We start from the raw sequence: 17843 nt of genomic DNA, 5'->3' as shown, positions 1-17843 counted from the left end.
CGTCAGTCGACGGGCCAGGTGTGGGCGGGGGCGTTCAGGTGCATGTAGTCGATGTACTGGTGGGTCATCCGCCGCAGCGCCTGGTGCCGGTCGGTGTGTCCGATGTCCTGGATGTGGTGGAAGGTCTCGGCCTGCCACACCGCGCCGTTGCGGCCGCTGACGCAGCGCTGCTCGATGACGCCCAGCAGCGGCTCCCGCCACGCCGCGTCCATGCCCGCCCGCTCCAGCCCTCGGTGGGCCATCGGCAGCAGGCGCCGCAGCACCAGCTCGGTCACCGGGACCTCGCCCATGCCCGGCCAGTACACCTGGGCGTCGATGCCGTGCCGTGCGGCGGAGTGCAGGTTGTCCTCGGCGGCGGCGAACGACATCCGGGACCAGACGGGCCGGTCCTCGTCGACCAGTGCCCGGGTGAGCCCGTAGTAGAAGGCGCCGTTGGACAGCACGTCGGCCACCGTCGGGCCGGCGGGCAGCACGCGGTTCTCCACCCGCAGGTGCGGTACGCCGTCGACGACCGCGTACACCGGCCGGTTCCAGCGGTAGATCGTCCCGTTGTGCAGGGTGAGTTCGGCGAGCCCGGGGGTTCCCCCGCCGTCCAGCGTGCGGTGCGGGTCCTCCTCGTCGCACAGGGGCAGGAGTGCGGGGAAGTACCGCACGTTCTCCTCGAAGAGGTCGAAGACGCTGGTGATCCACCGCTCGCCGAACCAGACCCGGGGCCGTACGCCCTGGACCTTGATCTCCTCGGAGCGGGTGTCGGTGGCCTGCTCGAACAGCGGGATGCGCGTCTCGCGCCACAGCTCCTTGCCGAACAGGAAGGGTGAGTTCGCCGCGAGGGCCACCTGGACGCCGGCGATGGCCTGCGCGGCGTTCCAGTAGTCCGCGAATTCGTCCGGCGACACCTGGAGGTGGAACTGCGTGCTGGTGCACGCCGCCTCCGGTGTGATGGTGTCGGCGTAGGTCCTCAGCCGCTCCACCCCGTCCACCGCGATCAGCAGGTCCTCCCCGCGTGCGGAGAAGATCTGCTCGTTGAGGAGGTGGTAGCGCGGGTTCTCCGACAGTGCCGCCAGCCCGACGTCCTTGGTCTCCAGCGTGGGCAGGATGCCGATCATGACGAGGTGGGCGCCGACCGCCGCCGCCTTCGCCTCGGCGTGGTTGAGCGCGCCGCGGATCTCCTGCTCCCAGGCGTCCGGCCCGCCCGCCGTCAGCCGGCGCGGCTCGACGTTGATCTCCAGGTTGAACCGGCCCAGCTCGCTGGACCAGGAGGGATCGGCGATGGCCTCCAGTACGTCCGTGCTGCGCATGGCGGGCTCGGCGGCGCCGTCGACGAGGTTCAACTCGATCTCCAGGCCGACCATCGGCCGCTCGAAGTCGAACCGCGACTCCCGCAGCATGCGCGAGAAGGCTTCGAGGCAGGCGTGCATCTTGTTCCGGAACCGGCGGCGGTCGTCGCGGGTGAACACCAGCGCCGGGACGTCACGTCCCATGCGGCCCTCCCGAGTGCCCTCGGTGTGAACGGCTCCAGGCGGCGGATCCCGGTGCACTCGGTGGATCTCGGTACACCTCGGTGGATCTCGCCGGATCTCATTGCAAGGGTCCCACTCCCCCGCCGTCGCCACCACCGCCGCCGCCGGTGTGGAGGATCTCGCGGGCCTGTTCCGCGGCGCGGGCGATGCTCTCGGAGACGAAGTCGAGGAAGCGGGCGATGTTCTCCAGGCGGGCCGCGGCCGGTGTGCCGGTGCCGAGGACGCCGACGCCCTGCCGTGCGGTCTCGACGAGCTGGGCGGTGGCGCGGGCGCTGCCGATCATCGACTGGTACCAGAGGTCGTCGTCCACGCTGTAGCGCTCGCGGCGGCCCTCGGCCCGCTCCCTGCGGACGAGGTCCTGGCTCTCCAGGAACGCGATCGCCTTGGACACGGACGCCGGGCTGACCTGCAGGCGCCGGACCAGCTCGGCCGCGGTGAGGCTGCCCTCGTCGGTGGTGTAGAGGCAGGTCAGCACCCTCGCCATCATCTTGGGCAGGCCGGAGGCCATGAGCACGGTGGTGAACGTCTCCTCGTACGCGCGCACGGCCTCGGCGTCGCGTCCGTGGAGCTGCGGGGTCTCCCGCGCTCCCGTGGAGGGGGCCTTGCGGCGGTGGGCGCGCTGCTCGGTGGCGCGGTGGGCCAGGTCGGCGCGGTAGGCGGTGGGGCCGCCGTTGCGCATCACCTCGCGGGTGACGGTCGAGGTGGGGCGGTCGAGGCGTCTGGCGATCTCCGCGTAGGCGAGGCCGTCGGCCAGCCCGAGCGCGATCCGCTGGCGTTCGGCCTGGGTGAGTCTGCCTCCCGGCATCGCGTTCTCCTTCGTTCGCCGCGCGGGCGGTGCGGTGCTGTGCGGTGCGATGAACGAAACGTAGCGTTCACCCCCGCCCTATTGCAACGCCATTGAGTGGAGTCGTTGCGTTGCCTCACAGCCCGTTGCAATGAAATAGCGGCTTTGACCTGCTCTAATGCCGTACATACGCAATGAATGCGTTGCCAATCCATTGAACGCAACGTAGCGTTTCTGGTGTCAGAAACAACGCAGCGCAGGAGGACATCATGCAGAAGTTCGACACCACCGCCCCGGTCTCCGCCGTCCTCGACGTCCCCGCCGGGCGCGTGCAGATCATCGCGGCCGACCGGGCCGACGCCACGGTCGAGGTCCTGCCCGCGGACGCCTCGAAGAGCCGGGACGCGCAGGCGGCCAAGGAGACCACGGTCGCGTTCACGGACGGCGTCCTGAGGATCGCGGCGCCGGAGGCGAAGAACCAGCTCCTCGGCCACTCCGGCTCGGTCGAGGTGACCGTTCAGCTGCCGGCCGGCTCCCACGTCACGGTGAAGGCGGCCGACGCGGAGCTCCGGGGCGTGGGACGGCTCGGCGACGTCACCTTCGAGGGCGCGCGGGGCACGGTCAAGCTCGACGAGGCCGCGAGCGCCCGGCTCGCCCTCGCCGCCGGTGACGTCTCGCTCGGCCGCCTCGGCGGCCCGGCGGAGATCAGCACCCAGAAGGGCGACCTCCACGTCGCCGAGGCGGAGCGCGGCACGGTCGTGCTCAGCACGGAGCACGGCGAGATCTCGGTCGGCGCGGCCCGCGGGGTCTCCGCCACCCTGGACGCCGGCACCTCCTACGGCCGGATCCACAACGCCCTCAGGAACGCCGAAGGCGCCGGCGCGGCCCTGGAGATCCGGGCGACCACCGCCTACGGCGACATCACCGCCCGCAGCCTGTGACACCCGGGCCCGGACGGCACCGGCCCGGCGGGCATACCGGCGTACGTCCGCGGGGCCCGGGCCCCGCGGCTACGCGCCGTGGACGATCTGGATCAGGTTGCCGCAGGTGTCGTCCAGGACCGCGGTGGTGACCGGGCCCATTTCCAGCGGCTGCTGGGTGAACCGCACGCCGAGGCCGCTCAGCCGGTCGAACTCGGCCGGTACGTCGTCCACGGCGAAGGAGGCGGCCGGGATGCCGTCCTCGACCAGCGCCGTTTGGTACGGCCCCACGGCGGGATGCCCGGACGGCTCCAGCAGGAGTTCGGTCCCGTCGGGAGCCTCCGGCGAGACCACGGTCAGCCAGCGGGCCTCACCGACCGGGACGTCGTGCTTCTTCACGAAGCCCAGGACGTCGGTGTAGAAGCGCAGGGCCTTCTCCTGGTCGTCGACGAAGACGCTGGTGATGTGGATCCTCATGGGGTGCTCTCCGGTCCGTCGGGCCTGAGCCATCGGGTGACGATGTGCTCCAGGGGTCGGGTGTTCAGGTCGTGGAACTTGTAGCGGCCCTGTCGTCGCGTCACGACCAGGCCCGCGGATTCCAGCACGGCCAGGTGCTGGCTGATCGCCTGGCGCGACAGCGCCGAGCCGTGCCCGGCAACCAGCCGCGCGCAGATCTCGAACAGGGTCTGGCCGTCCCGTTCCACCAGCTCATCGAGGATGCGCCGACGCGTGGGGTCGGCCAGCGCCTTGAACACATCGTCCGCCATGCGGCCACAATAGGCAAGCATCGACTTGCCTATCAACCCGGACCACCCCCGTGGTCACCCAGGCTCGCTCCCAACGGCTGAGCGCTGCTCAGCGCAGGGTCTCGGGGGCGGCGAAGGGCCGCGGCATCGTCTGCTGCGACCGCTTCGCCGTACCGCCGAGGGCGGTGGTGACGTACCGCAGCATCGCCGCGTCTATCGGGTGCGGCTTCATCTGGCCCTGGTCGTCGAAGCGCTGGTACTTCATCAGGTTGTAGCCGACGGCGACCTGCCGCCGGCCGTCCTCGGTGGACAGCACCCAGGTGCCGGCACCGAAGACGCCTCCGTCGTGGCCCCAGTACCACCGGCCGTCCGGCAGTCGCAGGGTGTAGAGGCCCAGGCCGTACTTCATCACGGCCTCCTCGCCGGGCGGCGTGTCGTGTCCGGGGACCGTGGTCTTCATGGCGCGCAACTCCGCCGGCGGGAGGAGCTTCCCGGTCAGCAGCTGCCGGTAGAAGGAGTTGAGGTCGTCGGCGGTCGACACCAGTGACCCGGCGACGCCGCACCACGACATGTCGTACGCGCTGTAGTCGCGGGCGGGTTCGATCATCCCGTACATCGACTCGTACATCTTGGTGTGCGGACCGGTCAGGTAGGGGCTCTTGGGGAAGTACGTGTGGCGGAGTCCGGCCTTGCGGATCACATGACGGGTGATGTACTCCTCGGGCTCCAGTCCGGTCACCTCGCGCAGCAGCAGTCCGGCGATCACATAGTTGGTATTGGAGTAGGAGTGGGTGCCGAGCGGCTTGGGTGCGGGCGTCTCAAGGCCGATGCGGACGAGTTCCTCCGGTGCGAACCGGTGGAAGCGCCGCGCGTCGAGGGCCTTGCCGGGGTCCTCCAGCAGCCCCGGGAAGGCGCCCAGGACGTGGTCGCCCAGCCCGCTGGTGTGATTGAGCAGCATCCGCACGGTGATGGTGCGGCCGCGCTCCCCCGGTATGAGGTCCGGCAGGTAGCGGCCGACGGGGGCGTCCAGTTCGATGCGGCCCCGGGCGACCTGCTGGAGGACGGCGACGGCGGTGAACGTCTTGGTGATGCTGCCGGCCCGCTGCCGCACCTGGGGCCGCACCGGGCGGTGCGTGTCCCGGTCCGCGAAGCCGGCGGCCCCGGTCCACCGTGCCGAGCCGTTGCGCACGGACGAGAACGTCCCGTACATGCCGGCCTGGTGTATCGCCGTGAGCGCATCCCGCAACTCCGCGCGGTCGAGGCCGTGACGCGCGTCGAACGCGGCGACGGCGGCGGTGCGGGTCCCGGCCGGGTGTGCGCCGGTCGCTGCGTGGGCGGGCAGGGTGTCGGCGGCCACGGAGAGCAGGACGGCGCTCGATGTGAGGGCGACGAGCCGCATCCTGCGGCGCGGCGCGGCGCGGTGACGGTGGCGTGGGCGTGCGGGGTGTGGTCCATGGGCGCTCCCTGTACGGTCGACGGCGCACGTGTCGGTGTGCGCGTCAGCCATACTCACGGTGCCGCCCGGGACGGGACCTCCTCCTCCGGGTCGATTGCGTGCACAGGATCCGGTGACGTTTGTCAGATGCGCGGGAGCGCGGTGCGTGGCATGGTCACCCGGTTCGCAGCGCTCTCAACGGGCCTGCTCCGCTTGCCGGTTCACACGGGACGCTCCCGGTGGAACGCCGAGGCCGGACCCGTCGGGTGCCGGGTCCGGCCTGGGCGTCGGCGGGTCGGTCAGACCCGGTCGGCCGCGATCAGGACGTACTGGAAGGAGCCGTCCTTGTAGGAGTTGATGAACGCCTCCTCGATGCCGGTGACCAGCGAGGAGGTGGCCCTCAACTCCCAGTAGGGCAGGGTGGCGGGGGTCAGGTCGACGACCGCCTGCGGTACGAGGCGGTTGTCGGCCATCGCCCGCAGGTACTCGCGGCGGGAGTGGATGTTGCACTCGAAGTGCGCGTTGATCTGGGAGACCCACTTGGAGGGCTGGCCGTAGCGCGGGTTCCAGCAGCCGGTGATGGTGACGTAACGGCCGCCGACCGCGAGGACGCGGGAGTGCTCGGCGAAGAGGTCGTGCAGGTCGACGTACATGCTCGACTCGTTGTTCCACGAGCCGGCCGCGCTCCCCGTCTCGAAGGGCGTGGCGAGCATGTTGCAGACGCGGGCGCGGACGTGGTCGTCGATGCCGAGTTCACCGGCGCGGCGGTTGGCGAATTCGGCCTGCTTGGCCGACAGGGTCACACCCTCGACCTTGCACCCGAAGCGCTGGTGGGCCATGACCATGGAGCCGCCGCGGCCGCAGCCCGCGTCGACGAGGGTGTCGTCGCGCCCGATGGAGCCCAGGTGGTCCAGGAGGACCTGCGCCTGCGCCGACTCCAGGCGGTGGAGTTCGGCGATGAGCTTCTTCTCGTACTCGGCGTCCCCGGTGTCGCCGAGGGCGGCGTGGTCGACGTCGCCGATGCCGTAGTGGTGGTGGTAGAGGCCGTCGACGTCACCGAGGCGCAGGTTGACGGGCCTGGCCTCCTGGTCCCAGTAGCGGGCGATGTCACCCTGGTAGGGCGATGCCGGGGAGGGGACGAACGCGGGGGCGTCGTTGACGGTGGTGAACTCGGTGCTGGTCACAGATAAGTCCTTCTTACCAGAAATCGGGCAGGCTGTAGCGATAGGTGTTGGTCTGGTGCCAGTAGTGGTTGCCGTCGACCCAGGCGGCCACTCCGCGCAGGAAGCGCGGCACGGCCGGCACCGGGCAGGCGGCGGCCAGCGCGGCGGCCTCGGCCTCGAAGGCGTGCATGAGGTCGTTGTGGACCTCCACGGCCTTCAGGTAGGCCTTCTGCTCGGAGCAGTCCTCGCGTTCGGCGATCACCACCGGCAGGTTCAGGTGCCGTCCGGGGCTGGCCTGTTCCTTGGTGTACGAGTAGAGGTCGTTGACGATGGTGGTCGCGTTGCCGGCGAGCGCGATGACCCGCTGCATGGCGGGCTGGGCGTGCAGGTCCGCCGGCAGCTCGTACCCGCCGACGGTGTCGGTGATGGTGGGGCAGGGGCGGAAGTTGTTGAACTGACGCATCGCCAGGTACTCCCACACCTCCGGCACGTGGTCCGTCTCGGCCCAGGCCGCCTCGGCGAGGTAGCCCATGTGCAGCCGGGCCATGTCGTGCCGGAACCGGTCGGCCTGGGAGGGCGTGGCCAGCCGCACCAGGTAGTCCATCGCGGAGCGGTAGGCGCGCCGCGGGGCGTCCGACAGGAGCGACTCGGCCCAGGCCGGCTCGTACTCCTCGGTGGTGTGCAGCGGGTCGAGGGCCGTGTGCGCCAGCAGCAGACGGCTGCCGAGGCCGACGGGCGAGCCGCCGTGGTCCTCGCAGTAGCAGTCGTCGACCGCGTTCTCGGCGACCATCAGGCGGGTGGCGACCATCAGGTGCTCGACGGTGGGGGCGTCGGGGTGGCAGGCGACCATGTAGCGGCCGACGGAGAAGCCGTCGAACTGGTCCTCCCACTCCGGCGGGAAGGCCTGCACCTCGTCGACCGCCCACGCCTTGATCCTGCGGCTGACCTCGGCCACCCGCGCCTCGTCGGGCTCCGGCACCGGGTGGAAGTAGAGGCCCGGGATCGGCCTGCCCGCGACCGGCTCCCCGGGCGCGGCCGGTGCCGGTGCCCCGTCGCGCCGGAACAGGTGGAGGCTCGCGGTGCCCAGGCCGCTGGGGCCGCGGAGGATGCGCTCCATGGCGGGGCTCGGCTGCCGCGCCGCGGCGGCGTCCTCCCGTACGGGCGCGGCGGTCGCCGTCACGGCAGGACCGGTGTCCGTGCCGCCCGCCACCGCGGGGGCCGCCGTGGAGCCCGGGGCGGCCTCGGCCGCGGTCCCGGCCGCCTCCGCGGTGCGCGGCCGTACGGGAAGGGAGGGCGGGCCGGGCAGGACGGGCCGGGCGGCCCGCGCCGGCTGACCCGGCGTCACCGGGGGCGCGGCCGGCGGGTCCGGTTCGCCGGCCGGCACCGGCTCCACCAGCTGGGCGGACCGGACCACCCGGACGTCGGCGGTGACCTCGGTCCCCGCGGCGAGGGCGTGGGCGAGGACGTGCGCCCCGAACTGGGCCGCGGCGGCCGGCAGGCTCGACGTGGCGGGGGAAGGCCCTGGCTCGGGCATCCGTAGCTCCTTGGTGACGTGGTTGGGCTGTCCCCGGGCCCGGACGGACGCGCCCGGGCGGGGAGGGTCCGGGCCGTCGTGGCCGCCGGACGGCGTGCGCCTCAGTCGCTCCGGCGGGCGATCTGCACGTTCTCCAGCACTCCGAGCGCGTCGGGCACCAGGATGGCGGCGGAGTAGTAGGTGGTGACCAGGTAGGAGATGATCGCCTGCTCGTTGATGCCCATGAAGCGCACGGACAGGCCCGGCTCGTACTCCTCGGGCAGGCCGGTCTGGCGCAGACCGATGACGCCCTGGTTGTCCTCGCCGGTGCGCATGGCGAGGATCGAGCTGGTGCTCTCCTTGCTGATGGGGATCTTGTTGCAGGGCAGGATGGGGACCCCGCGCCAGGCCGGGACGTGGTGCCCGTCGATGTCGGCGTGGTCCGGGTAGATGCCCCGGGCGTTCCACTCGCGTCCGATCGCCGCGATCGTCCGGGGGTGGGCCAGGAAGAGCCTGGTGCCACGGCGGCGGCAGAGCAACTCGTCGAGGTCGTCCGGGGTCGGCGGACCGGAGTGGGTCTGGATCCGCTGCTTGAAGGCGGCGTTGTGGAGCAGACCGAACTCACGGTTGTTGATCAGCTCGTGCTCCTGGCGCTCACGCAGCGCCTCGATGGTGAGCCTGAGCTGCTCCTCGGTCTGGTTCATCGGCCCGTTGTAGAGGTCCGCGACCCTGCTGTGGACCCGCAGGACGGTCTGGGCGACTGAGAGTTCGTACTCGCGCGGCTTGAGCTCGTAGTCGACGAACGCGCCCGGCAGCTCGGCCTCGCCGGTGTGGCCGGCCGACATGGCGATCTCGGCCTCGCCGTGACGGTTCTGCCGCTGGAGGGGCAGCGAGCTGAACCGCTGGATGTGGTCCTGGAGGCTGGGCGCCGCGCCCATCACGGCGGCGAAGTCGGCGCGGGACAGCGTGAGCAGGGTGCCCGCGGTCTCGGCCGTCACGGTGTAGTCCCAGGTGGCGTCGGCGTCCAGCAGGGCGTTCTCGCCGAACCGGTCGCCGTCGGCGAGCACGGCGACGACGACCTCGTCCCCGTACTTGCCGACGGAGGTCTGCTTGACACGGCCGTGGGCGATCAGGTGGATCCGGTCGGCGGGCGCGTCGTGCTCGACCAGCACCTCGCCGGCCCGGAAGTCGCGCTGGACGCACCGGGCGGCGATCGTCTTGAGCGCCTCGTCGTCCTCGAAGCCGCGCAGCAGCGCCAGTTCGCCCAGCTCGCGGGGGATCACGCGGACGTCGGCACCGTCCTGGACGAACTCGATGTGGCCGTCGCCGACGGTGTAGCTCAGTCGCCGGTTGACCCGGTAGGCGCCGCCCTTGGTCTCCACCCACGGCAGCATCCGCAGCAGCCAGCGGGAGGTGATCTCCTGCATCTGCGGCGCGGACTTGGTGGTCGTGGCGAGGTTGCGGGCGGCCGCGGTGCTCAGGCTCTGCCGGGGCGGCTCCACCTGGGACTCCGGGTCGGTCTCAACGGTCATCGGGGCGAGCTCTCCTTCGCGGGTGTGGACCGGCGCGCACGCGCGTGCCGCCGGGGGGAAGCGGGAGAAAGTCAGGGAAGGTCAGGATGAAGAGGAGGAAAAGGAGGAAAGCGGAGGAATCTCTGGGAATCCGTCCAGATCCTCGGGAACCCTAACGGCCGTCACGCCCGGCTCGCCCCACCACGCCGTTGCCATTACCTCAATGCAGTGATCTTGCTCCATTCGTGGTTTATCCGGTCGACCCGAGGCTTTCCGGCCACCGGTAGCGGACGTCCGCTACCGGTGGCCCTGGGGCCGGGATGCCGGCGGCTCGGGAGGCAGCCGGTCCAGGACGATCCCGAAGTGCTCGCGGTAGGCGGCCAGCGTCTCGTCGTCGCTCTCCAGCATCCGTTCCGTGCGCCGCCCGGCGGTGGTCGTCACCAGCTTGCGGCCGCTGAGCGTGATCCGGCCGTCCTCCGTCAGCAGCGAACAGACCGACGACCGGGTGAAGTGCGACGCCGGGGACGTGCGGTGGTACCAGGCGCCGGCCTCGAAGTCGGCGAAAGTGCGGGGCCGTGGCTCGAGGCGGTACTGCGCCTCTCCGTTCCGCCGGACCTCGAGGTCTCCCCCGGGCAGCTCGTCGATGCGGAAGGTGCCGCCCGGATCCCGCTGCTCGCCGCGCTCGTCCAGGGCGAGCGGGTAGTGGCTGTGGTCGCCGAACCCGACGTCCACGAGCCAGGGCCCGGTGCCGTCGGCGGCCCCGACGCGCAGCGCCATGTGGTCGTACGGGATGCCCAGGCGGCCCCCGGCGGTGAGGGTGCGGGCCTGGAGGAGGTCGACGCGGAAGCCGAGCCGGCGCAGCAACGCCGCGAAGGCGCCGCCCAACTCGTAGCAGAAGCCGCCGCGCCGGGCGTTGACGACCTTGTCGAGCAGCGCCTCCTCCTCCAGCACGATGTCCTCGCCCAGGTGGATGGAGAGGTTCTCGAACGGCACGGCCAGCAGGTGGCGCAGGTGCAGCTCGCGCAGGGCGCCGGCGTCGGGTCGGGAGGGGCGCGGGGCGCCGATGCGGTGGAGGTAGGCCTGTGTGTCGACCGGGACGGTGCGGACAGGGCGGACGGTGCTCATACCGGCAGTCTCGGCCCCGCCCGGACGCCTGTCATGCGGCTGCGGTCGTAGGACCCGGGGGACGCCGCTAAGTCGTGGGCCGGGTGGTGCCGGGCCGCGGGGGGCGGGCGGCCGGTCGTGGCGTAGGGGCGCCGTCCTCCTCCTCGTCCGCCGGGGCCGGCCGGGTGAGCGGGATGCGGGTCTGGCCCTCGATGGGTGAGGGTGTCGGCCCGGCGAGCCGGTGTTCGATCTCTTCCAGCCTGTGGCGCGTTTCCGGTGTCGTCATGGTCTCCTCGTCCCCCTGCCCGGCCCGGTTCAGCGGCCCGCCGCCCGGGCGGCCACGGAGGCCACCGTCTCGGGCTCCTCGCCGGTCAGTTGGACGATGCGGTGCGGCGGAACGCCGGCGGCCACGGCCCGGTGGAGCAGCGCGTCCCGCTCCCCCGCGCAGTCGCGGTAGGCCAGCAGCTCGTCCTCGACACGGGCGAGGGCGCCGGGCGCGAGGGCGTGGCGCAGCCGGATCAGCTCCTCCTCGCTCAGGGGCACCGGCAGCTTCTCCGCCTCCTCGGGGATGCTCCCCGTCTCCTCGGGCGGCAGCAGCCGCAGCGCGGTGGAGGCGGGCGTGACGCCGTGGGCGTCGAGCCAGCCCCGTACGGCGGGCGTCTCCAGGCATTCCAGGTCGCCCACGAGAGCGAGCGGTGCGCCGAGGTGGGTCACCGAGCCGTCCGCGAGAAACAGGTAGGCGTCGTCGGTCATGCTCGTCTCCTTCAGGCACGGTCGTCGTGTGGAGTCCTCCTTACCCGCTTCGGCCCGGGTCACCACGGGCACTTTCGGGTGGATGTGACGCGGGCCACCCGGCCCGGTGTCACGTTTCCCGGACGGGTGGTGTCTCCACGGTGGGCACGGGCCGGAAGCCCCGGCCGAGGGAACGTGCCGAGCGGGAGGAAAGGGAAGTGAGCGAGGACGACGAGGACTTCGCGGGGTGCAGGCCGCTGCTGTTCACGATCGCCTACGAGATCCTCGGCAGCGCGGCCGACGCCGAGGACGTGGTGCAGGACAGCTACCTGCGGTGGCACGCGGTGCGCGGGAAGGGCATCGGGCACCCCCGCGCGTATCTGGTGCGCACGGTCACCCGGCAGGCGCTGAACCATCTGCGGGCGGCGCGGCGGCGGCGCGAGGAGTACGTCGGGCCGTGGCTGCCCGAGCCGGTGCGCACCGCGCCGGACGTGAGCGAGGACGTGGTGCTCGCCGAGTCGGTGTCCATGGCGATGCTGCTGGTCCTGGAGACGCTGGGCCCGGACGAGCGGGCCGTGTTCGTGCTGCGGGAGGTGTTCGGCTACTCCCATCGTGAGGTGGCCGGGCTGGTCGGCAGGAGCGAGGCGACGGTGCGCCAGATCGCGCACCGGGCGCGCGAGCACGTACGGGCGCGGCGCAAGCGGTTCCACCACGACCCGGGCACGGCGCGGGAGGTCGTCGGCCGGTTCCTGAGCGCGGCGGGCACCGGCGACGTCGGGACGCTGATGAGCCTGCTGGCCCCCGGCGTGGTGCACGTCTCGGACGGCGGGGGCCTCGTGAGCGCGGCCCGGCGGCCCGTGGCGGGTCGCGAGCGGGTCGCCCGGTTCGTCGCCGGGGTGGCCCGCAGGAGCGCGCCCGGTACCCGGTTCGACATCACGAGCTGCAACGCCCTGCCCGCGGTGCTGTTCCGGGTGGGCGACCGGATCGACCAGGCGCTGGTGTTCGAGATCTCGGGCGGCCTGGTCCACGGCATGTACGCGGTGGGCAACCCCCACAAGCTGGGCGCGGCCGTCACTCCGCGCCTCCTGAGCAGGAAGGGGCACGAGACATGGAAACCCTGACGGTGCGACGGGTCGTCGAGGCGCCGGTCGCCGACGTGTTCGACTGGTGCGCCACGACCACTCACTACACCCGCTCCCCCTACGTCCTGGCGGCCCGCCTCGCCAGGCGGGGCGCCGACGCGCCCTACGGGGTGGGCGCGGTCCGGGTCCACACCTGGCTGATCGGCCGGTTCCGGGAGCGCATCACCGCCTACGACCCGCCGTACGGCTTCGACTACACCGTCGAGCGGAGCTTCCCGCCGGCCCGGCACCGGCTCGGCCGCATGACCTTCTCCGAGACCTCCGGCGGCACCCTCGTCGAGTGGACGACCACCTTCGAGGTGCGGGCGCCCTTCGCCGCCGCCGCTCTGACGCGGGTGTTCGCCAAACCGGTCGTCGCGCACGTCTTCGGGGACATCCTGCGGGCCGCCGACGCGGCGCTCACGGGCGGGGCCGGCCACCGCTGAGACAGCCCGGCCGACAGGCGGCGGGCGGCGGACTCCGTGGCCTAGCCTCGCCGCATGGCGACGACCTACGTACTGGACGGTGAACGGATCCGGACGCTGGAGGACTTCTGGCGGGTGATGGGCGAGGCGGTCAACGGCCCCGGGGGCTACTTCGGCCGCGGTCTCGACTCCTTCGGCGACTGCCTCGCGGGCGGCTTCGGCACGCCGGACGACGGGGACTTCACCGTCGAGTGGCGGGACCACGCCCGCTCCCGGCAGGCACTGGGGCACGAGGAGACCGCGCGCCGGCTGGAGTCGCGTCTGGCCCGCTGCCACCCGACGCAGCGTCCTTCGGTCGCCGGCCTGCTGGCCGACGCCCGGGCCGGCCGGGGTCCGACGGTCTTCGACTGGCTGGTGGAGGTCTTCGAGGACGCGGCCCCGGGCGTGCTGCGACTGCGCTGAGCGCGCCACGAGCGGGCTCGTCGCCGGCCCGTCAGGGGGTGCGGCGCGGTGGGACGGCGCAGGCGGCCGTTCCGCCGGGCATGCGGTGCCGGTTGTCCGCGATCAGGCGGTAGACGGCGTGGGCGGCCCACCGGATGGGGGGCAGCAGGAGCAGGGCGCCCAGCGGTGCCCAGCCGCCGCCGGCGTCCAGCAGGAGCTTCGCGACCGCCTCGGCTCCGCCGTACACCCGGCCGGGCGGGGTCACCCAGAGCACTTCGTGGCCGGCGCGTTCCGGCGTCACTCCGAGGGCGTCCAGATCCGCGAACTGCCAGGGGACGAGGTCGCAGTCGGGCCGCAGGCGGCGCTCGGCGAACCGCGCGGACGTCGTGCAGAAGCCGCAGTCACCGTCGAAGACGAGCACGGGTCGGGTGCGCGGCACGGGTCGGGTTCGCATGGGTCCCATGATGCCGAACCCGTCCCGGAGGGATGTCCGGCGGCTGAGGGGGCAGGCGGGCCACCAGTGCTCGCAACCAGGCGGCCAGGCGTGCCCTCGGCAAGATGCACCGGTCGTGCACACGAGGGCGGGCGGACGACGGCAGGTGACAACAGAACGCAGGGAGCGCAGTGATGAAGGTCCGCTCGTGGCCGATACGACCCGACCACCGGCTCACGGCCCAGGTGGTGGCCGGACGCTACCGGCTCGACGATCTGCTGGGCCGGGGAGGCGCGGCGGATGTGTACGAGGGCCTGGATCTGCGCCTGCGGCGGCCGGTCGCGGTGAAGGTCTTCCGCCCGGACGGCGAGGCCGGGACGGAGGACCACTTCGACAGCGAGGGCCGCCTGCTGGCCCGGTTGCAGCACCCGGGGCTGATCACCGTGTACGACTCGGGCCGGGAGGACGGCACGCCGTACCTGGTGATGGAGCTGATCAGGGGGACCACCCTGCGCCGCCGTATCGCCGCGTCCCCGCTGACGCCCACCGAGGCGTGCCGGATCGGGTCCGCCCTGGCCTCGGCGCTGGCCCACGTGCACGCGGCCGGTGTCGTGCACCGCGACGTCAAGCCCGCGAACATCCTGCTGGACGAGACGGACGTCCCGCACCTGACGGACTTCGGCATCTCCAGGCTGCTGGACACCACGGCCCGGACCGTCACCGGCGCGCTGGTGGGGACGGCCGCGTACATGTCCCCGGAGCAGGTGCTGGGCAAGGGCGCGGGACCGGCGGCCGACATCTACAGCCTGGGCCTGGTGCTCCTCGAGTCGATGAAGGGCGAGCTGGAGTACGACGGCGCCCCGCTGGAGGCCGCGATCGCCCGCCTCCACCGGCCCCCGGTCCTCCCGCCGGGTCTGCCGGCCCCGCTCGCCGAGCTGCTGGAGGCCATGACGGAGGTGGACGAGCACCGCAGGCCGGACGCCCGGACCTGCGCGCGAGCCCTGGCCGTCGCGGCGCCCGAGGACGATGCGCGACCGGTGCCGGCCCCGGCGCCGGTCGCCCGCGTCGGCGTGCCCGGACGACCGGGGCCGGACGCCCTTCCGGGGCCGGATGCCTTCCCCGAGCCGGATGCTCTTGAGGGGCGGGCCGGGCGCGACGGCCGGGTGACGACACCCGCGCGTGTCCCCGCATCCGGCCCCGGGGCACGCCGTGGCGGCCGGGCCCTGCTGTCGGCGGGTGCCGCCCTGGCCGCGCTCGGGGTGGGGCTCACCGGCTCGATCGGCGCCGCGGGTGACGGGCGGGCGAACGCCGCCGCCGAGCCGGCCCGCCCGTCGGCGACGAAGCCCGACCCGGGGCCCGGCACCACCGCACCCGGCACCCCACCCGGAGCGGGAACGACGCCCCGCACGATGCCCCGCCCGGTCCCGGCGCAGCCCGGTACACAGTCCGCCGCGTACCCCGCGACGGAGCCCGCCGCGTCGACCCGCGCGGGCGACCAGGACGGGCAGGGCAGCCAGGGGTCCCGGGGCAAGCACGGCAAGCACGCAAAGCACGGCAAACCGGGCAAGCACGCGGTGCGCGACGACGCCGAGCCCGGTTCGGTACGGCAGGTGAAGGCGAAGGCGAAGGCTCACCGGTGACGGTGCAAGCCGGGGTCATCTCCCGGGGTCATCTCCGGGCCTGCTGCTCCCGCCACTTCTCCTCCTGCCAGTACAGCGTGAGGTAGAGCACCAGCAGGTGGTCGGCCGACAGTGGCAGTGCCTCCGCCCCGCCCTGGAGGCTGACGCGGGCGGCACGGCTACCGAGACGGTCGTAGTCGATGCCCAGCGGCCCGACGGCACGGACCCGGCTGCCGTGGCGGTCATAGGCCAGCTCGTAGGGGCCGATGCGCAGCAGGCGGGCGGCGAACCGGCTGTGTTCGCAGTCCCAGCGGCCGACGGTCCGGGGCAGGCCGGCCCATCGGCTGTAGGTGATGCCGGTGGGGCCCACGGCGCGCAGCCGGGAGCCCAGCGTGTCGTACTCCAGACGCCAGGAGCCGAGCGTGCGGGGGCGGCTGCCCAGCAGGTCGTAGGTGATCTCCACGCCCCCGATGCCGCGCAGTCGGGTGCCGAACGCGTCGTACGTCAGCTCGATGTCCATGCGTCGACTCACTGTGATGGGCCACGGGTGCCCGGCGCGGGCGGCTCCAGCTTGGCACCCGGGGCGGGCCCCGGCCACCGGGGCGGCTCCGCCCCCGCGCGGCCTTCCGCTCCCCCGCCGGGGCGTGCCGCGGCCGTCGCGGGGCAGCAGGAAGGGGACCCCTGCCGGCCGCCGCCCGGGGTGCGGCGGCCGGATGGTGGCGGGGCCGGAACGGAGCGGGTGGAGCGGTGTTCTCATGACGATCGGTGTCCCCGCGGACGGTGCGGCGGCCGGAGGGCGCGAACCCGGGGCGTACGGCAGGGCGCTGGCCCGTACGCCGGTAGCCGTGTGGGAGGACGACCTGACCGACTGGGCGGCGGCGTTGACGTACTACGCGGTCCTGGCGGTCTTCCCGGCGCTGCTGGTGATCGTCTTCTCACTGGCGCTGCTCGGCACGGGCTCGCCCCAGGAGGTCGTCGCGCAGTTGGGGGCGTTCGTGCCGAAGGCGGCCCGCCCGGTGCTGACGCAGGCGCTGGGCGCCCCGCAGGAGGACCCGTCGGTCCGCTGGGTGCTGGTGGTGCTCACCGGCGGTGCCGCGCTGTGGTCCGCCTCCAGCTACCTGGCCGTCTTCCGGCGCGCGCTGCACGCCATGTACGGCGTTCCGGACTGCCGGCCGGCGTGGCGGACGTTTCCCGCCATCCTGCTGCGGGCGCTGGCGGTGCTGGCCCTGCTCGTCAGTGGTGTGGTGACGCTGACGGCCGCCGAGCGGGTCGCCCGGGCGATCGGCCGGGGTACGGGGACGGACCATGAGGCCGCGCTGGTGTGGGCGGGTCTGAGGTGGCCGCTGCTGTTCGTGGTGGTGGTCGCGCTGGTGTTGCTGCTGTTCCGGTCCGGGCCGCCCGAGGCGCGAGGGGTGCGGCGGACGGTGGCCGGCGGGACGCTCGCGGTGCTGCTGTGGCTGCTCGCGTCGGCGGGGTTCGCCTTCTACGCGGCGCACGTCGCGACGTACAACCGGCTGTACGGGTCGCTGGCCGGGGTGGTGGCGTTCCTGGTCTGGTTGTGGGTCTCCCACGTGGTGCTGCTGGCGGGCGCGCAGTTCAACGCCGAACTCGCGCGGGGCGGGCGGCCTCGGGGCCCGGATCCGTGCTCCCCGGACCGGACCCCGGCGGCCTGAATCGCCCGTCCTCGCGGTTCACGCGGGCGTGTGGGGCAATACGTCGGCCATGACGAGCGGAAGCGGTGGGGCGGCCGGACGGCTGGGCCTTCTGGTGTGGCTGCCGGTGTGGGGCGTGCTGATGGTGGGGGCGGGGCTGGTGGTCACCGGTCCGGCGGCGGGGTGGTGGCCGTTCGCGGCGGAGGGCGCGGTCGGCGTCTGGTTCGCGGGGCGGCGTACGGCGGTGGCGACGGCCGTGTCGGAGTGGCTGACGTCCGCGGCCTCGACCGGGGCCGTCATCGGTGTCACGGGTGTCTGCGTGGTCGCGCTGGTCGTGCTGCCGCGTGCGCCGCGGTGGCGGGACGCGCTCTTCCTCGGGGCGTCGGTCACCGCGCAGTCGGCCCTCTTCCTGCTGGTCACGGTGTGCGTGGACCGCTCGCGGCCGGAGGTGGAGCGGCTCGATCCGGCCCCGCCGACCTCCAGCTTCCCGTCCGGGCACGCCGGCGCGTCGCTCGCGCTCTACGGAGGACTGGCCACGCTCGTGGTCACCCGGCTGCGCGGCCCGTGGCGGTACGTCGCGGCCGGGCTGCTGCTCCTCGTACCGCCGGCGGTGGCGGTGTCCCGGCTCTACCGGGGGATGCACCATCCGAGCGACGTGGTCGCGGGCCTGGTCAACGGCGCCGTCGTGCTGCTCGTGCTGGCACACGCGCTGCTCCTGGGGCGC

20 protein-coding genes and 1 pseudogene are annotated in these 17843 nt (G+C 73.0%); 7 read left to right on the top strand and 14 right to left on the bottom strand.

The genetic code is table 11. The annotated features are described in order from the left end of the window. Positions 1-2 precede the first annotated feature (2 nt). A complete protein-coding gene (locus EIZ62_RS29795; RefSeq protein ID WP_156695764.1) occupies positions 3-1481 on the bottom strand; it encodes a glutamate-cysteine ligase family protein in 1479 nt (492 codons plus the stop codon). Positions 1482-1578: 97 nt separating this feature from the next. Next, positions 1579-2325 carry a GbsR/MarR family transcriptional regulator gene (locus EIZ62_RS29790; protein ID WP_156695763.1) on the bottom strand — a complete coding sequence of 249 codons (747 nt, stop codon included), beginning with the start codon at positions 2323-2325 and terminating at the stop codon, positions 1579-1581. A 248-nt stretch (positions 2326-2573) separates the two neighbouring features. Here EIZ62_RS29790 and EIZ62_RS29785 point away from each other — a divergent pair, with 248 nt between their 5' ends. Further along, complete coding sequence (locus tag EIZ62_RS29785) at positions 2574-3245, top strand: DUF4097 family beta strand repeat-containing protein (RefSeq protein WP_156695762.1); 672 nt, start codon at positions 2574-2576, stop codon at positions 3243-3245. A gap of 69 nt (positions 3246-3314) precedes the next feature. Here EIZ62_RS29785 and EIZ62_RS29780 read toward each other — a convergent pair whose 3' ends face one another. The 9 genes from EIZ62_RS29780 to EIZ62_RS29740 all read right to left on the bottom strand — a co-directional run bounded on the left by EIZ62_RS29780 (position 3315) and on the right by EIZ62_RS29740 (position 11449). Next, the gene (locus EIZ62_RS29780) at positions 3315-3701 is read right to left on the bottom strand and encodes a VOC family protein (protein WP_156695761.1); all 387 of its coding nucleotides are present in this window, start codon (positions 3699-3701) and stop codon (positions 3315-3317) included. Next, positions 3698-3991, bottom strand: a complete 294-nt coding sequence (locus tag EIZ62_RS29775) for an ArsR/SmtB family transcription factor (protein ID WP_156695760.1) — start codon at positions 3989-3991, stop codon at positions 3698-3700. Before EIZ62_RS29775 ends, EIZ62_RS29780 begins: the two co-directional genes overlap by 4 nt. Positions 3992-4079: 88 nt before the next feature. Continuing rightward, positions 4080-5477, bottom strand: a complete 1398-nt coding sequence (locus tag EIZ62_RS29770) for a serine hydrolase domain-containing protein (RefSeq protein WP_425281859.1) — start codon at positions 5475-5477, stop codon at positions 4080-4082. Between the two features lie 227 nt (positions 5478-5704). Then, positions 5705-6589, bottom strand: a complete 885-nt coding sequence (locus EIZ62_RS29765; protein WP_156695758.1) for a geranyl diphosphate 2-C-methyltransferase — start codon at positions 6587-6589, stop codon at positions 5705-5707. A 13-nt stretch (positions 6590-6602) separates the two neighbouring features. Beyond that, positions 6603-8102, bottom strand: coding sequence for a family 2 encapsulin nanocompartment cargo protein terpene cyclase (locus tag EIZ62_RS29760; RefSeq protein WP_156695757.1), 1500 nt, complete (start codon positions 8100-8102; stop codon positions 6603-6605). A 101-nt stretch (positions 8103-8203) separates the two neighbouring features. Continuing rightward, complete coding sequence (locus EIZ62_RS29755; RefSeq protein WP_156695756.1) at positions 8204-9613, bottom strand: family 2B encapsulin nanocompartment shell protein; 1410 nt, start codon at positions 9611-9613, stop codon at positions 8204-8206. Between the two features lie 276 nt (positions 9614-9889). Further along, a complete protein-coding gene (locus tag EIZ62_RS29750; RefSeq protein ID WP_156695755.1) occupies positions 9890-10717 on the bottom strand; it encodes an arylamine N-acetyltransferase family protein in 828 nt (275 codons plus the stop codon). Positions 10718-10784: 67 nt separating this feature from the next. Further along, complete coding sequence (locus EIZ62_RS29745) at positions 10785-10982, bottom strand: hypothetical protein (protein WP_156695754.1); 198 nt, start codon at positions 10980-10982, stop codon at positions 10785-10787. Between the two features lie 29 nt (positions 10983-11011). Continuing rightward, entirely contained in the window at positions 11012-11449 is a 438-nt protein-coding gene (locus tag EIZ62_RS29740; RefSeq protein ID WP_156695753.1) for a DUF6003 family protein, read from the bottom strand. A gap of 197 nt (positions 11450-11646) precedes the next feature. On the opposite strand from EIZ62_RS29740, the gene EIZ62_RS29735 reads away from it, so the two are divergent. The 3 genes from EIZ62_RS29735 to EIZ62_RS29725 are packed head-to-tail and all read left to right on the top strand — an operon-like array spanning position 11647 to position 13436. After that, entirely contained in the window at positions 11647-12549 is a 903-nt protein-coding gene (locus tag EIZ62_RS29735; protein ID WP_156695752.1) for an RNA polymerase sigma-70 factor, read from the top strand. Next, positions 12537-12995 (top strand): SRPBCC family protein, encoded by a 459-nt coding sequence (locus EIZ62_RS29730; RefSeq protein ID WP_156695751.1) that lies wholly within the window; start codon positions 12537-12539, stop codon positions 12993-12995. Before EIZ62_RS29735 ends, EIZ62_RS29730 begins: the two co-directional genes overlap by 13 nt. 54 nt (positions 12996-13049) lie before the next feature. Beyond that, positions 13050-13436: a barstar family protein gene (locus EIZ62_RS29725; RefSeq protein WP_156695750.1), complete on the top strand. Its 387-nt coding sequence runs from the start codon at positions 13050-13052 to the stop codon at positions 13434-13436. 31 nt (positions 13437-13467) lie between these two features. On the opposite strand, the gene EIZ62_RS29720 is transcribed toward EIZ62_RS29725, so the two are convergent. After that, positions 13468-13869, bottom strand: a complete 402-nt coding sequence (locus EIZ62_RS29720; protein WP_156695749.1) for a thiol-disulfide oxidoreductase DCC family protein — start codon at positions 13867-13869, stop codon at positions 13468-13470. A 173-nt stretch (positions 13870-14042) separates the two neighbouring features. On the opposite strand from EIZ62_RS29720, the gene EIZ62_RS29715 reads away from it, so the two are divergent. Then, the gene (locus EIZ62_RS29715) at positions 14043-15488 is read left to right on the top strand and encodes a serine/threonine-protein kinase (protein ID WP_156695748.1); all 1446 of its coding nucleotides are present in this window, start codon (positions 14043-14045) and stop codon (positions 15486-15488) included. A gap of 28 nt (positions 15489-15516) precedes the next feature. Here EIZ62_RS29715 and EIZ62_RS29710 read toward each other — a convergent pair whose 3' ends face one another. Further along, positions 15517-15987, bottom strand: a complete 471-nt coding sequence (locus tag EIZ62_RS29710) for a hypothetical protein (RefSeq protein WP_156695747.1) — start codon at positions 15985-15987, stop codon at positions 15517-15519. A 235-nt stretch (positions 15988-16222) separates the two neighbouring features. Here EIZ62_RS29710 and EIZ62_RS29705 point away from each other — a divergent pair, with 235 nt between their 5' ends. Next, positions 16223-17140: a YihY/virulence factor BrkB family protein gene (locus EIZ62_RS29705; protein ID WP_156695746.1), complete on the top strand. Its 918-nt coding sequence runs from the start codon at positions 16223-16225 to the stop codon at positions 17138-17140. A gap of 18 nt (positions 17141-17158) precedes the next feature. On the opposite strand, the gene EIZ62_RS32060 is transcribed toward EIZ62_RS29705, so the two are convergent. Next, entirely contained in the window at positions 17159-17539 is a 381-nt protein-coding gene (locus tag EIZ62_RS32060; RefSeq protein WP_167536288.1) for a RodZ family helix-turn-helix domain-containing protein, read from the bottom strand. Between EIZ62_RS32060 and EIZ62_RS33000 the strand changes: the two are divergent. Continuing rightward, positions 17439-17765 (top strand): annotated as a pseudogene (locus EIZ62_RS33000) (phosphatase PAP2 family protein); the annotation flags it as partial. The gene EIZ62_RS32060 and the pseudogene EIZ62_RS33000 overlap by 101 nt on opposite strands. Between the last annotated feature and the right edge of the window lie 78 nt (positions 17766-17843).

The organism is Streptomyces ficellus, assembly GCF_009739905.1.
GTDB lineage: Bacteria > Actinomycetota > Actinomycetes > Streptomycetales > Streptomycetaceae > Streptomyces > Streptomyces ficellus_A.
The sequence above is the reverse complement of the archived record's forward strand: the minus strand, read 5'-3'. Positions and strand labels throughout refer to the sequence as shown.